Below are 14,209 nucleotides of genomic sequence, written 5' to 3' on the forward strand. Positions count from 1 at the left end.
CAGAGGCTTGTCGAAGCGCATCGTGCTTACCGCCCTCGCCTCCCCCATCACACCAGCACCCGCTCGATGCCGCCCGAGTTGGCCTTGGCCACGTAGTCCGGCATCCAGTTCTCGCCCAGCAGGTGCTTGGCCATCTCCACCACGATGTAGTCCGCCGTGACCGTGGCATCTTCCTTGTAGCGCGACAAACCCTGYAGGCAGGACGGGCAGCTGGTCAGGATCTTGACGTCACCCACAAAGCCGTCGGTGCGCAGCTTGTCCGCGCCCTTGGTCATTTCCTCTTCCTTGCGGAAGCGGATCTGGGTGGAGATGTCGGGGCGCGACACCGCCAGCGTGCCGGACTCGCCGCAGCAACGCTCGTTCTTCTCGATCTTGCTACCGCCTTCGTTGCCGCCCATCAGCTCGTTGACGAGCTTGGTCGGGTCCATGGTCTTGATCGGGGTGTGGCAGGGGTCGTGGTACATATAGCGCGTACCGGTCACGCCCTCCAGCTTGACGCCCTTCTCCAGCAGGTATTCGTGGATGTCGATGATGCGGCAGCCCGGGAAGATCTTGTCGAACTCATACCCGGCAAGCTGGTCGTAGCAGGTCCCGCAGCTCACCACCACAGTCTTGATATCGAGGTAGTTGAGCGTGTTGGCGACCCGGTGGAACAACACCCGGTTGTCGGTGACCATCTTCTMGGCCTTGTCGAACTGGCCGTTGCCGCGTTGCGGATAGCCGCAGCACAGGTAGCCCGGCGGCAGCACGGTCTGCACGCCCACATGCCACAACATGGCTTGCGTGGCGAGGCCCACCTGCGAGAACAGCCGCTCCGAGCCGCAGCCCGGGAAGTAGAACACCGCCTCGGTCTCGGGCGAAGTCCGCTTCGGGTCGCGGATGATCGGCACGATCTCGTTGTCTTCGATGTCCAGCAGCGCGCGCGCGGTCTTCTTGGGCAGGTTGCCCGGCATCTTCTTGTTGATGAAGTGGATCACCTGCTCTTGCACCGGCGCGCGGCCCACCGTGGCGGGCGGATGCGCGGTCTGCTTCCTGGCGAACTTCTTGAGTACGTCGTTGCCCAGGCGCTGCGCCTTGTAGCCCCAGTCGATCATGACCTTGCGGGTCATGTTGATGGTCTGCGGGCTGGTGGCGTTGAGGAAGAACATCGACGCGGCGGTGCCGGGATTGAACTTCTTCTGCCCCATCTTGCGCAGCAGGTTGCGCATGTTCATCGACACGTCGCCGAAGTCGATCTTGACCGGGCACGGCGTCACGCACTTGTGGCAGACCGTGCAATGGTCGGCCACGTCGGAGAACTCGTCCCAGTGCTTGATCGAGATGCCGCGGCGGGTCTGCTCCTCGTACAGGAAGGCCTCCACCAGCAGCGAGGTCGCCAGGATCTTGTTGCGCGGGCTGTACAGCAGGTTGGCGCGCGGCACGTGGGTGGCGCACACCGGCTTGCACTTGCCACAGCGCAGRCAGTCCTTGACGCTGTCGGCAATGGCGCCGATATCGCTCTGCTGCATGATGATGGACTCATGCCCCATCAGCCCGAACGACGGCGTATAGGCATTGCGCAGGTCGGCGCCGGGCAACAGCTTGCCCTTGTTGAAGCGGCCCTGCGGATCCACCCGCTGCTTGTACTCGCGGAATTCGCCGATCTCGTCCTCGGTCAGGAACTCCAGCTTGGTGATGCCGATGCCGTGCTCGCCGGAAATCACGCCGTCCAGCGAGCGCGCCAGCGCCATGATGCGGGCCACCGCGCGGTGGGCGTCCTGCAGCATGTCGTAGTCGTCCGAGTTGACCGGGATATTGGTGTGCACGTTGCCGTCGCCGGCGTGCATGTGCAGCGCCACGAAGACGCGGCTGCGCAGCACCTGCTTGTGGATCTTCTGCGCTTCGTCGAGGATGGGCTTGAACTCGCCGCCGTTGAAGATATTGCGCAGTTCGGCGCGCACTTCGCTCTTCCAGGACACGCGGATGGTGCGGTCCTGCAGCAGGTGGAACACGGTGGCGTCCGGCTGCAGCGCGAGGCGCGCCTCGAAAGCCTGGCCGAGCAGGCCCAGGCCGTGGCCGATCAGCGACGCGCGCGCGGTGGCCAGCGGCGTATCCAGGTGGTCCTGCAGGTAGGTCCAGCGCGAGCGGATCTCGCGCAGCAGCTGCAGCGCGTGCTGCACGCGGTCTTCCAGCAGCTCGGCGCTGGGGATCTCGTTGGCGTCGTCGCTGCGGCCCAGCGGCAGGTTGCCGCGCGCGAAGARGGCTTCCAGCGCATCGGTCAGCTGGAGCTTGTTCTTGATCGACAGCTCGATATTGATGCGTTCGATGCCGTCGGTGTACTCGCCCATGCGCGGCAGCGGGATCACCACGTCTTCATTGATCTTGAAGKCGTTGGTGTGCTTGGCGATGGCAGCGGTGCGGGAGCGGTCCAGCCAGAACTTCTTGCGGGCCTCCKGGCTGACCGCGACGAAGCCTTCGCCGCTCTTGCCGTTGGCCATGCGGATGACTTCCGAGGTGGCGCGGGCGACCGCGTCCTGGTCATCGCCGACGATGTCGCCGATCAACACCATCTTCGGGAAGGCATTGCGCTTGCTCTTGGTAGCGTATCCCACCGCGCGCAGGTAGCGCTCGTCCAGGTGCTCCAGGCCGGCCAGGATGGCGCCGCCGGGGGTACGCGATTCGGCGTCGAGGTAATCCTTGATTTCCACGATGCTGGGAATGGCGTCGCGCGCCTGGCCGAAGAACTCCAGGCAGACCGTGCGCACATGCGCCGGCATGCGGTGCAGGATCCAGCGCGCGCTGGTGATGATGCCGTCGCAGCCTTCCTTCTGGATGCCGGGCAGGCCCGCCAGGAACTTGTCGGTGACGTCCTTGCCCAGGCCTTCCTTGCGGAACTTGCGCCCTTCGATGGCCAGGGTTTCCGTGCGCAGCGGCTTTTCGCCGGGCGCGCGGTTGCCGTCCGACCACTTGAGCTCGAAGGTGGCGACCGCCACGTCATGGATCTTGCCCAGGTTGTGGTCCAGGCGCGTGACTTCCAGCCAGTTGCCTTCCGGGTCCACCATGCGCCACCAGGCCAGGTTGTCCAGCGCGGTGCCCCACAGCACGGCCTTCTTGCCGCCGGCGTTCATGGCCACGTTGCCGCCGATGCAGGAGGCATCGATCGAGGTCGGGTCGACTGCGAACACCAGCCCGGCCTTGTCCGCCGCATCCGCCACGCGGCGCGTCACCACGCCAGCGCCGGAGAAGATGGTGCCGACTTTGTGCGCCACGCCCGGCAGGTCGGTCTGCTCGACCGGCCCGAGTTGTTCCAGCTTCTCGGTGTTGATGACCGCGCTCATCGGCGTCAGCGGCACGGCGCCGCCGGTATAGCCGGTGCCGCCTCCGCGCGGGATGATGGTCAGGCCCAGCTCGAAGCAGCCCTTGACCATGCCGGCGATCTCTTCCTCGGTGTCCGGGGTGAGGACCACGAAGGGATATTCCACGCGCCAGTCGGTCGCGTCGGTCACATGCGAGACGCGGGACAGGCCGTCGAACTTGATGTTGTCCTTCTGCGTGATGCGGCCCAGCACGCGCTGGGTGCGCTTGCGCAGGTCATAGGCATCCGCGAACTCCTGCTTGAAGTCCTCGATGGCCTGCTTGGCAAAGCTGACCAGCTGCTCGACCCGGTGGGAGYGGTCCTCCGCGGCCGGCTCGGCGTGCTCGGCACGGTCGGCGGCACGGCGCTTTTCGACCTCGGAGAGCCGGTGGTGCAGTGCCGTAACCAGCATCTGGCGGCGCTTGGGGTTCTCCAGCAGGTCGTCCTGCAGGTAGGGATTGCGGCGCACCACCCAGATATCGCCCAGCACTTCATACAGCATGCGGGCGGAGCGGCCGGTGCGGCGTTCGCCGCGCAGCTCGGCCAGGATACGCCAGGCTTCTTCGCCTAGCAGCCTGATGACAATCTCGCGATCCGAGAATGACGTGTAGTTATAAGGGATCTCTCGCAGGCGCGCAGGCGCATCCTGCGCGGCGAGTTTGGCATCGAGCACGAGTGGGGCGTTCATGGGGAGGGGACCGCTTCCTGTAGCGCACGGAGACGGTGCGCCGGATCGTCTTTAAAGGGCAATTGTACTTCAAGGCCTGCTTTCGCCGCACCGCAACATGGCAGAACCTTGCTTGGGCAAGGGTTGCTTTACCCTTGCCGTGACGCGAGAGGCGCTGGCTAGAACAGGCTTTTGAGGCTGGCTGCGATGCCATGCCAGAAACTATTCGGGATCCAGAGCAGGGCAATCGTCATGGCAAGGTAGCGCAGAAACTTGCCAATCGCCATGTAAACCAGGCTGGGCCAGAACGACAGCCGGAGCCAGCCCGCCAAAGTGCACAAAGGATCACCAATCCCGGGCAGCCACGATACCAGCAGGGTCGGCGGCCCCAGCCGGCGCATCCACCGGAAGTAGCGCGCATCCAGCGGCGGCTTGCGCGGCTGGCGGGGGTGGCGGCGGTGTTCGGCGTGCTCCTCCTCGTGCACGCGCTGCTGGCGCCGCTTGCGCAAGCGCACCACGGCCAGCTTGGCCGCGTAGCCAAGCCACCAGTCGATGGCACCGCCCGCGGTATTGCCGAGCGTGGCAACGACGATGGCCGGCCAGAATAGATGTGGATTCAGCTTGATATACGCGAAGACCGCCGGCTCCGAGCCCAGGGGCAGCAAGGTGGCGGACACCAGGCTGACCACGAAGATAGCCGGCAAGCCCACCTTGGGCAGGGCAACGGTTTCGAACAGCCAGTCGATGAAGCCTTCCATATAAAGAGATTTGGTGCCGGAGCGAGGTGAATGCGGTGTGGCGGTCGGGCGGCGGGCCATTCTAGCAGCGCCATCCTGCACGCCCGCGACCGACGCCGTGCGCGYCCTCTGGCAGCGCCAGGTGGCGAAGGGGCAACCCGCATGGCATGCGCCTGAGATTTGTGATTAACTGTTAGAGCATGCCGCAGCCAAACGTTCGCGGCGCGGCATTGCTAGGCCATTGTCAGACATTACCCGGCAGCACCGCAGTACCGCAGTACCAACATCACGAAATAGCCGTACCCAACAAAACGGCAGCAACGCGTCGTGGCCAGTCCCGCGCAGTTTTTTCGGGATTCAGGGATTGGTCGTGCACGTGTCCACCCACATGGAGACAAGCATGGCGATTCCTATCCGCCTGACCGTCAACGGCCGCGCCGTCGACGCGCAGGTAGAACCCCACACCCTTCTCGTCCAGTTCCTGCGCGAACAACTCCGCCTGACCGGCACCCATGTCGGCTGCGACACCGCCCAATGCGGCGCCTGCACCGTGCACATGGATGGCCGCGCGGTCAAGTCGTGCAACATGCTGGCGCTGCAGGCGGATGGCGCCAGCATCACCACCATCGAAGGACTCGCCCCGGAGGGCCAGCTCCACCCCATGCAGGAAGCCTTCCGCAACTGCCACGGCTTGCAGTGCGGCTTCTGCACGCCCGGCATGGTGATGAGCGCCATCGCGCTGGTCAGGCAGCAGCCCAATGCCGACGCCGCCGCCATCCGCGAGCAGCTCGAAGGCAACCTGTGCCGCTGTACCGGCTACCACAACATCGTGCGCGCGGTGCAGGAAGGCCAGTCCGCGATGCATGGCGTCAGCGCTGAATAAGGGGACCGCCATGAACGCACCTGACAACCAGCACCTGATCGGCGCCTCGGTCAAGCGCAAGGAAGACTACCGCTTTCTCACCGGCAACGGCCAGTACACCGACGACATTGTGCTGCCGCAGCAAAGCTACGGCTACTTCCTGCGCTCGCCGCACGCGCACGCCCGCATCGTCTCCATCGACAAGACCGAGGCACTCGCCTCGCCCGGCGTGGTCGCCATCTTCACCGGCGACGACGTGGCGGCCGACAAGGTCGGCGGCCTGCCCTGCGGCTGGCTGATCCACAGCATCGACGGCAGCCCGATGAAGGAGCCGCCGCACCCCGTGCTGGCGCAGGGCAAGGCCCGCCACGTGGGCGACCAGGTCGCGCTGGTGATCGCCGAAACGCTGCAGCAAGCCAAGGACGCCGCCGAGAAGATCGACGTGCAATACGACGAACTGCCCGCCGTGGTGAACACCGCCCACGCTGCCTCGGCCACCTCGCTGGTACATGACGACGTGCCCGAGAACACCAGCTACATCTGGGGCCATGGCGACCGCGCCGCCACCGACGCCGCCTTTGCCAAGGCCGCCCACGTGACCACGCTGGAGATCATCAACAACCGGCTGATCCCCAACGCCATCGAGCCGCGCGCCGTCAATGCCAGCTACACCCGGCAGGACGACAGCTACACGGTCTACGTATCGAACCAGAACCCCCACGTGGAGCGCCTGCTGATGGGCGCCTTCGTGCTCGGCCTGCCGGAGTCGCGCCTGCGCATCATCGCGCCGGATGTGGGCGGCGGCTTCGGCTCCAAGATCTTCCTGTACGCGGAAGACGTGGCGCTGACCTGGGCCTCGAAGAAGATCAAGCGCCCGATCAAGTGGACCGCCGAACGCTCGGAGTCCTTCCTGACCGATGCGCACGGCCGCGACCACGTCACCAAGGCCGAGCTGGCGATGGACGCCGACGGCAAGTTCCTGGCCATGCGGGTGCACACCACTGCCAATATGGGCGCCTACCTGTCGACCTTCGCGTCGAGCGTGCCGACCATCCTGTACGCCACGCTGCTGGCCGGGCAGTACACCACGCCGGCGATCTATGCCGAAGTGCGCGCCGTGTTCACCAACACCGCGCCGGTAGACGCTTACCGCGGCGCGGGCCGCCCGGAAGCCACCTATGTGGTGGAGCGGCTGGTGGAAGCCGCMGCGCGCGAAMTGAAGATGGACCCGGCGGAAATCCGCCGCAAGAACTTCATCCACGACTTCCCCTACGCCACCCCGGTCGGCCTGACCTACGACACCGGCGACTACGAGCCGTGCCTGGCACGCGCGCAGGAACTCGCCGACGTCAAAGGCTTTCCCGCGCGTCGCGAAGAAGCGAAGCAGCGCGGCAAGCTGCTCGGCCTGGGCTACTCCTGCTACATCGAGGCATGCGGGCTGGCGCCGTCGAATATCGCCGGCGCGCTGGGCGCGCGCGCGGGACTGTTCGAGGTGGGCGAGATCCGTGTCCACCCGACCGGCACCGTGACCGTCTTCACCGGCTCGCACAGCCACGGCCAGGGGCATGAAACCACCTTCGCGCAGATCGTGGCGGACCGGCTCGGCATTGCGCTGGATGCCGTGGAAGTGGTGCACGGCGACACCGGCCGCGTGCCGTTCGGCATGGGCACCTATGGCTCGCGCTCGCTGTCGGTAGGCGGCTCGGCCATCATGAAGGCGCTCGACAAGATCGAAGCCAAGGCCAAGAAGATCGCGGCCCACTTGCTGGAGGCCTCGGACGCCGACATCGAGTTCAAGAACGGCACGTTCAGCGTGGCCGGCACCGACCGCAGCAAGACCTTCGGCGAGGTTGCGCTCACCGCCTACGTGCCGCACAACTACCCGCTCGACAAGCTGGAGCCGGGCCTGAACGAAAACGCCTTCTACGACCCGACCAACTTCACCTATCCATCGGGCGCCTACATCTGCGAGGTGGAAGTCGATCCGGACACCGGCGAGAGCAAGGTGATCAAGTTCACCGCGGTGGACGATTTCGGCAACATCATCAACCCGATGATCGTCGAAGGCCAGGTGCACGGCGGCATCGGCCAGGGCCTCGGCCAGGCCATGCTGGAACAGTGCGTGTACGACGACGACAGCGGCCAGTTGCTGACCGGCTCCTACATGGACTACGCCATGCCGCGCGCCGGCGACCTGCCGGATTTCACGGTGGAAACCGCCAAGGGCACGCCCTGCACGCATAACCCGCTGGGCGTGAAAGGCTGCGGCGAGGCCGGCGCGATCGGCTCACCGCCGGCCTTCATCAACGCGCTGGTGGATGCGCTCTCGCCGCTTGGCGTGCGCGACATCCAGATGCCCGCCACGCCGCACCGCGTGTGGCAGGCCATCCGCCACGCGCAGGCCCCTAACTGAGATCGGAGGCACACCATGTACGCATTCAATTTCGAACGCGCCGCCGATACCAAGGCGGCTGTGGACAAACTCAAGGCGGACCCCGACGCCAAGTACCTCGGCGGCGGCCAGAGCCTGCTGGCCGCGATGAAGCTACGCCTGGCCGCGCCATCCGCGCTGATCGACGTAGCCCGCATTCCCGGCATGGCGGATATCCGTGTCGAGAACGATGAGCTGGTGATCGGCGCGGCGGCACGCCATGCCGACGTGGCGGCCAACGCCGACGTGCGCCAGCGCATTCCCGCGCTGGCCGCGCTGGCCGACGGCATCGGCGACCGCCAGGTGCGCGCGATGGGCACGCTGGGCGGCTCGCTCGCCAACGACGATCCGGCCGCCTGCTACCCAGCGGCCGTGCTCGCGCTCAACGCCACGGTGGTCACCGACCGCCGCAATATCGCCGCCGACAGCTTCTTCAAGAGCCTCTACGAAACCGCGCTGGAACCCGATGAGCTGATCACCGCCGTGCGCTTTCCCACGCCGGACAAGGCTGCCTACATCAAGTTTCGCAACCCGGCATCGCGCTTCGCGCTGGTGGGCGTGATGGTGGCGCAGTTCGGCAAGGTGGTGCGGGTCGCGGTCACCGGCGCGGCCGACAGCGTGTTCCGCAGCGCACCGCTGGAGCAGGCGCTGGCAGCCAGCTTCACGCCAGCGGCAGCGCGCGCGGTGGTGGTGGATGCAAGCAAGCTGAACACCGACCTGCATGCCTCCGCCGAGTACCGCGCGCACCTGATCCCGGTGCTGGCGGCGCGCGCGGTGGAGCAGGCGCTGAAAAGCTAAGGGAGGAAGCCGGAGCGAAGCGCCCGCACTCGCCAAGCCGGGCGTGTTCGCTTCGCGCTCACGCCCGCCCTCTCCCACAGCCCCTCTCGCACCACGTGGGAGAGGGGAGCCAACCGGCTAGCGCCCATGCTTCCCCAGTCCATCGACCAGACCGCCGCCCTGCTGGAGGCACAGCAGTACTTCGCCGATCGCGAAACCGCCACCGTGCTGTACCTGGCGCTGCGCATGCAGCGCCCGCTCTTCCTCGAAGGCGAGCCCGGGGTGGGCAAGACCGCGCTGGCGCGGGCCATGGCCGACGCGCTCGGCACGCGCTTGCTGCGCCTGCAATGCTACGAGGGGCTCGATGCCTCCAGCGCGCTGTACGAATGGGACTACCCGCGCCAGATCATGGCGCTGCGCCTGGCGGAAGCGCGCGGCGAGCGGCCCGACACGCAATCGCTGTATCACGACGATTTCCTGCTCAAGCGCCCCTTGCTGGAATCCCTGCTGCCCGACCCGGCCGCGCCCGGCATCCCGCGCGTGCTGCTGATCGACGAGATCGACCGCGCCGACGAACCCTTCGAAGCCTTCCTGCTGGAGGTGCTGTCCGAGTTCCAGGTGTCGATCCCCGAGATCGGCGTGATCCGGGCCGAGCAGCCGCCGCTCATCATCGTCACCTCCAACCGGACCCGCGAGGTGCATGACGCGCTCAAGCGCCGCTGCCTGTACCAATGGATGGGCTATCCCCAGCGCGAGCGCGAACTGCAGATCGTGGCCGCGCGCGCTCCCGAGGCCGCCGCCGCGCTGCAGCACCAGGCCATCGACTTCATCCACCGGCTGCGCGGCATCGACCTGTTCAAGTCGCCCGGCATCGCCGAGGCCATCGACTGGTGCCGCGMGCTGGCCGCGCTGGGCGTCTGCGAGCTCGATCCGCAATCGGTGCGCGACACGCTGGGCGTGCTGCTCAAGTACCAGGACGACCTGGCCCGGGTCGATGGCCCCACCGTGGCCGAGCTGCTCGCCAGCCGGGCGCCGGGAGCCTGAGCCATGCCCCGGCTCCATCCGGACGCTCCGCTGGCCGCCGCGCCACCCGCTGGCACGCTGCCCATGCTGGCGCGCAACGTCACGCATTTCGTGCGGCTGCTGCGCGATGCCGGCTTTGCGCTGTCGCCCGCACAGGCTGTGGATACGCTGCTGGCGCTGCAATACGTGGACATCGGCAGGCGCGACGAGGTGCGCGCGGCCATGGCAGCCCTAATGGTGAGCGGGCCCGACCAGCGCCTGTTGTTCGACGCCGCGTTCGACCTGTTCTGGCGCGACCCGGACTGGGAGGGCAAGCTGCGCGCCCTGCTGCTGCCGCGCGTGGATGCCGGCGCACCGCCGCCGCCGCGCAACAACCGRCTGGCCGACGCGCTCGCCGCCCAGCGCCCGCCCGAGTCCGGCCGACGTGGCGAGGACCACGTCGAGCGCTTCACCGCGCCGCTCACCTTCTCCGCGCAGGAGCGCCTGGCGCAACGCGACTTTGAAACCCTCRGCGCGGAAGAATGGCGCGCGCTGCAGCACATGATCCGCGCCCGCCACGCGCGCCTGGCCACAGAGCGCACGCGCCGCCTGCGCGCCGCCGCCAGCGGACCGCACGCCGACCTGCGCGCCAGCGCCCGGCTTGCAGTGCGCCAGCAAGGCGAATGGCTGCGCTGGAAATACCGCCGCCGCGCCGAGCGCCGCCCACCGCTGGTGCTGCTGCTCGACATCTCCGGCTCGATGAGCCAGTACTCGCGCGCGGTGCTGTACTTCTGCCATGCGCTGATGCAATCGCGCGAGCGGCTCTCTGTGTTCCTGTTCGGCACCCGGCTGACCAACATCACCCGCTGGCTGCGCGAACGCGACCCGGACGAGGCGGTTGGCGCCATCACGGGCCAGGTGCGCGACTGGGCCGGCGGCACCCGCATTGGCGCCGCGMTGGCCACCTTCAACCGCCAGTGGGCGCGCCGCACGCTGTCCGGACGCGCCACGGTGCTGCTGGTCACCGACGGGCTCGACCATGAAGACATCGACCTGCTAGGCGCCGAAATGGCGCGCTTGCGCCGCTTCGCCCATCGCATCGTCTGGCTCAACCCGCTGCTGCGCTATGCCGGCTTCGTGCCGCAGGCGCGTGGCGTGCAAGCCATCCTGCCGCATGTGGACGCCCTGCGCTCGGCGCACAACCTGGACAGCCTGTTCGCGCTCGAATCCCTGCTGACCGCGCGCGAGACGCTGGCCATGCCCGTGTTCCCTGCGGCGCCGAGGCCGGGAGACATTAAAAACATGAAGGACACCAAGGAGACGCCCCAACCATGGAAATGACACAGACGCGGCAACTGCCGGTAGCGCAGCAAACCGCCTGGGAAGCCCTGAACGACACGGCGCTGCTCAAGCAATGCATCCCAGGATGTGAGAGCATCGAGCCTGACGGCGACAACGCCTACCTGGTGGCGCTGACCGCCGCGGTAGGCCCGGTCAAGGCGCGCTTCAAGGGGCGCATGGCCCTGCAGGACATCCAGGCGCCCGACAGCTACACCATCCAGTTCGACGGACAAGGCGGGGTCGCCGGTTTCGGCAAAGGCACCGCAGCCGTCACGCTGGCCCCCGAAGGCGATGCGACAGTGCTGACCTACACGGTCAACGCCCAGGTTGGCGGCAAGATCGCGCAGATCGGCTCACGCCTGGTTGACGCCGCCGCGCGCAAGATGGCCGATACCTTCTTCGACCGCTTCACGGCGGCGGTGAGCGGGTCCGGCGCGCAGGGTGACGAGCCAGGCACGGATGACAATGTCGCCAAGGACGGAGCGGCGGCCGCCGAAGGCAGCGCGCCCGATGAACAAAACGGTGAAACGAAGCGGAAACGATCATGGACAGCGTGGATCTCGAAGTCCTGAAAAGCAGTGTGAAGTGGCAGGCCGAAGGCCATCGCACGCTATTGGTGACGGTAGTCAGAACCTGGGGCTCCTCGCCCCGGCCGGAAGGCGCCATGCTGGCCGTGCGCGACGACGGCCTGGTGGTCGGCTCGGTCTCGGGCGGCTGCATCGAAGATGACATCATCGACCGGGTACGGCGCGAAGGCATTGCCGGCGCGCACCCCGAGGCCGTCAAGTACGGCATCAGCGCCGAGGAAGCGCACCGCTTCGGCCTGCCCTGCGGCGGCACCATCGAACTGGTGACCGAGCCGCTCAGCGCCGACAGCCACCTGGACGAACTGCTGGCCGCCGTGGAAAACGGCAAGCTGGTAGCCCGCACGCTCGACATGGCTAGCGGCCGCGCCACCCTGGGCCCGGCCCAGGCCACCGACGGCCTTGCCTTCGACGGCGCCACGCTGCTCACCATCCACGGGCCGCGCTACCGCATGCTGGTGATTGGCGCGGGACAGCTATCGAAGTACCTGAGCCAGATCGCGGTTGGCCTGGGCTTCCAGGTCACCGTGTGCGACCCGCGCGAGGAATACACCGAAACCTGGGACATCCCTGGCGTCACCATGGTGCGCACCATGCCGGACGACACCGTGACCGAGATGAAGCTCGACGAGCGCTGCGCGGTGATCGCCGTCACGCACGACCCCAAGCTCGACGACCTGGCCCTGATGGAAGCCCTGCGCACGCGCGCCTTCTATGTCGGCGCCCTCGGCTCGCGCCGCAACAACCAGGCGCGCCGCGAGCGGCTCAAGGAGTTCGACCTCAACGACCTGCAGCTCGCGCGGCTGCACGGCCCGGTCGGCATCTACATCGGCAGCCGCACGCCGCCCGAGATCGCCATCTCGATCCTGGCCGAAGTCGTCGCCGCCAAGAACCACGTCTCGCTGCCCGACATCCTCCAGGTAGAAGGCGCCAAGGCCGCGCGCGAACTGGCCGCCAACGAAGGCAGCACCTGCAGCCCCGCCCCGTGACCAGCCCGCTGACGGGCCCCATCAACGGCGCCATCCACACCGCCGAGCCCCCCACCGGCATCTTGCTGGCAGCCGGCTACGGCCGCCGCTTCGACCCCGCCGGCCAGCGCAACAAGCTCCTGGCCACGCTGCCCGACGGCCACACCGTAGCCGCCCACAGCGCCCGCACGCTGGTCTCCGTGCTGCCYGGCACGCTAGCCGTGATCCGCCCGGGCAATGCCGCGCTAGCCGCCGAATTGCAAGCTGCCGGCTGCCGGGTACTGGAGACCGCAGCAGCCGAGGCCGGCATGGGCGCCGCGCTGGCCGCGGCGGTGGCCGCCACGCCCGGCGCCAGCGGCTGGGTAGTGGCGCTGGCCGACATGCCGTGGCTGCCGGCCGAGCTGGTGCGCGCGGTGGCGTTGACGATCACGACGCGTGACGCGATTGCCGCACCGTGGCGCGACGGACGGCGCGGGCATCCGGTTGGATTCGGATCCGCGTGGCGGGATGCCCTGCTGAAGCTTGACGGGGAGGAAGGCGCGCGGGAGTTGTTGAAGACGCAGCCGGTGATGAGGATTCTTACTGAGGATGAGGGGGCGTTTCGGGATGTGGATGTTGAGGGGGATATAGGGGGGAGGGGGGTGTAGGGGGAAGGGGGTGTAGGGGGAAGGGGGGTGTAGGGGGGGTATTGGGGTGTTTGCTGGCGGTGTTGGTTTTTGCACCCAAGGTGCCATACGACATCGCTCTGCTGGGTTGGTCGCTGTTTATTTCGTCGGCGTTGGTTTTTGGACCCAAGAGCCATACGACATCCCCCTGCGGGGGCTGCCGGTCACTTTTCTTTGACCGGCAAAGAAAACTAACGAAAAGAAAGCCGCCCTGCCGGGAGCAGAGCAATCAGGCTTATGTTGGGCAGTGGTTGCGTCGTACGGCCCCGAGTGTTGGCTGGCGTATCCTGCCGACCCGAAGGGCATCGCTATATCATGACCCAATGGTCACGTGGTGGTGCCCCTCATCGCTTTGCTCGGTGAGTGTTCGGGCATCTGCCGTTCGCGGTGCGGAGCGCCACGATCCTGCCTGACTTGGTGGTTTCGTGGTTTTGTCTCTGGCGGTGGCTGCCCGGCCATTTGATGCCCTGCCGTACCGGCGCGAGCGGCACCTTGCTATCACCCCCCTCTGGTTTCGTGGTGGGCACCGTGGCCCGGTTCGCGGGGCCGTGCTCGTACCTCACGGCGCTYGYCCTCCGAGACAAAACCACGAAACCAGCCACACCCGAAACGGCGCAGCCCCTCGCGCCGCGAACGGCAGATGTGGGAATGGTCACCGCACACGAGGTCAGGGGCCGCACGACGTAACCCATGGGTCATGCAGTTGCGATGTCCTTTGGGCCGGTTGGGGGCCTGTCAGTTTTTTTGTGTGCAGGGCAGGTATAGACTCACCGTCGACTTGAGCGGTGAGTGCAGCATTATCTCAACGATGCGGATGGGTGAAGCGCTCCTCGTACAGGAT

The 14,209-nt window shown here is 67.0% G+C and carries 10 protein-coding genes; 8 read left to right on the forward strand and 2 right to left on the reverse strand.

Annotation, left to right across the window (positions count from 1 at the left end; translation table 11 throughout):
* Positions 1–47: 47 nt before the first annotated feature.
* Positions 48–4,022, reverse strand: a complete 3,975-nt coding sequence (locus AC1DS3_RS07065; protein WP_477126900.1) for a DUF3683 domain-containing protein — start codon at positions 4,020–4,022, stop codon at positions 48–50.
* Between the two features lie 158 nt (positions 4,023–4,180).
* Complete coding sequence (locus AC1DS3_RS07070) at positions 4,181–4,759, reverse strand: YqaA family protein (protein WP_441640206.1); 579 nt, start codon at positions 4,757–4,759, stop codon at positions 4,181–4,183.
* Positions 4,760–5,138: 379 nt separating this feature from the next.
* Between AC1DS3_RS07070 and AC1DS3_RS07075 the strand changes: the two genes are divergently transcribed.
* The 8 genes from AC1DS3_RS07075 (at position 5,139) to AC1DS3_RS07110 (ending at position 13,350) form a co-directional block, all read left to right on the forward strand.
* Positions 5,139–5,621: a (2Fe-2S)-binding protein gene (locus AC1DS3_RS07075; protein ID WP_441640205.1), complete on the forward strand. Its 483-nt coding sequence runs from the start codon at positions 5,139–5,141 to the stop codon at positions 5,619–5,621.
* 10 nt (positions 5,622–5,631) lie between these two features.
* A complete protein-coding gene (locus AC1DS3_RS07080; protein ID WP_477126901.1) occupies positions 5,632–8,013 on the forward strand; it encodes a xanthine dehydrogenase family protein molybdopterin-binding subunit in 2,382 nt (793 codons plus the stop codon).
* Positions 8,014–8,028: 15 nt separating this feature from the next.
* Entirely contained in the window at positions 8,029–8,829 is an 801-nt protein-coding gene (locus AC1DS3_RS07085; protein WP_441640203.1) for an FAD binding domain-containing protein, read from the forward strand.
* A 126-nt stretch (positions 8,830–8,955) separates the two neighbouring features.
* On the forward strand, positions 8,956–9,852 hold the full coding sequence (locus AC1DS3_RS07090) for an AAA family ATPase (RefSeq protein WP_477126902.1): 897 nt from the start codon (positions 8,956–8,958) through the stop codon (positions 9,850–9,852).
* Between the two features lie 3 nt (positions 9,853–9,855).
* Positions 9,856–11,151, forward strand: a complete 1,296-nt coding sequence (locus AC1DS3_RS07095) for a vWA domain-containing protein (protein WP_477126903.1) — start codon at positions 9,856–9,858, stop codon at positions 11,149–11,151.
* Complete coding sequence (locus tag AC1DS3_RS07100) at positions 11,142–11,723, forward strand: SRPBCC family protein (RefSeq protein WP_441640201.1); 582 nt, start codon at positions 11,142–11,144, stop codon at positions 11,721–11,723. The genes AC1DS3_RS07095 and AC1DS3_RS07100 overlap by 10 nt, the downstream gene beginning before the upstream one ends.
* Entirely contained in the window at positions 11,696–12,724 is a 1,029-nt protein-coding gene (locus AC1DS3_RS07105; RefSeq protein ID WP_441640200.1) for an XdhC family protein, read from the forward strand. The genes AC1DS3_RS07100 and AC1DS3_RS07105 overlap by 28 nt, the downstream gene beginning before the upstream one ends.
* Positions 12,721–13,350 (forward strand): nucleotidyltransferase family protein, encoded by a 630-nt coding sequence (locus AC1DS3_RS07110; protein ID WP_477126904.1) that lies wholly within the window; start codon positions 12,721–12,723, stop codon positions 13,348–13,350. The genes AC1DS3_RS07105 and AC1DS3_RS07110 overlap by 4 nt, the downstream gene beginning before the upstream one ends.
* Positions 13,351–14,209: the final 859 nt, after the last annotated feature.

The sequence above is a fragment of the Cupriavidus sp. 01L46 genome, assembly GCF_056399905.1.

Excerpts from the sequence above, each read along its gene's own strand:
- AC1DS3_RS07070 (WP_441640206.1), bottom strand. The coding sequence starts at position 4,759 with ATGGAAGGCTTCATCGACTGGCTGTTCGAAACCGTTGCCCTGCCCAAG.
- AC1DS3_RS07075 (WP_441640205.1), top strand. The coding sequence starts at position 5,139 with ATGGCGATTCCTATCCGCCTGACCGTCAACGGCCGCGCCGTCGACGCG.
- AC1DS3_RS07085 (WP_441640203.1), top strand. The coding sequence starts at position 8,029 with ATGTACGCATTCAATTTCGAACGCGCCGCCGATACCAAGGCGGCTGTG.
- AC1DS3_RS07100 (WP_441640201.1), top strand. The coding sequence starts at position 11,142 with ATGGAAATGACACAGACGCGGCAACTGCCGGTAGCGCAGCAAACCGCC.
- AC1DS3_RS07105 (WP_441640200.1), top strand. The coding sequence starts at position 11,696 with ATGGACAGCGTGGATCTCGAAGTCCTGAAAAGCAGTGTGAAGTGGCAG.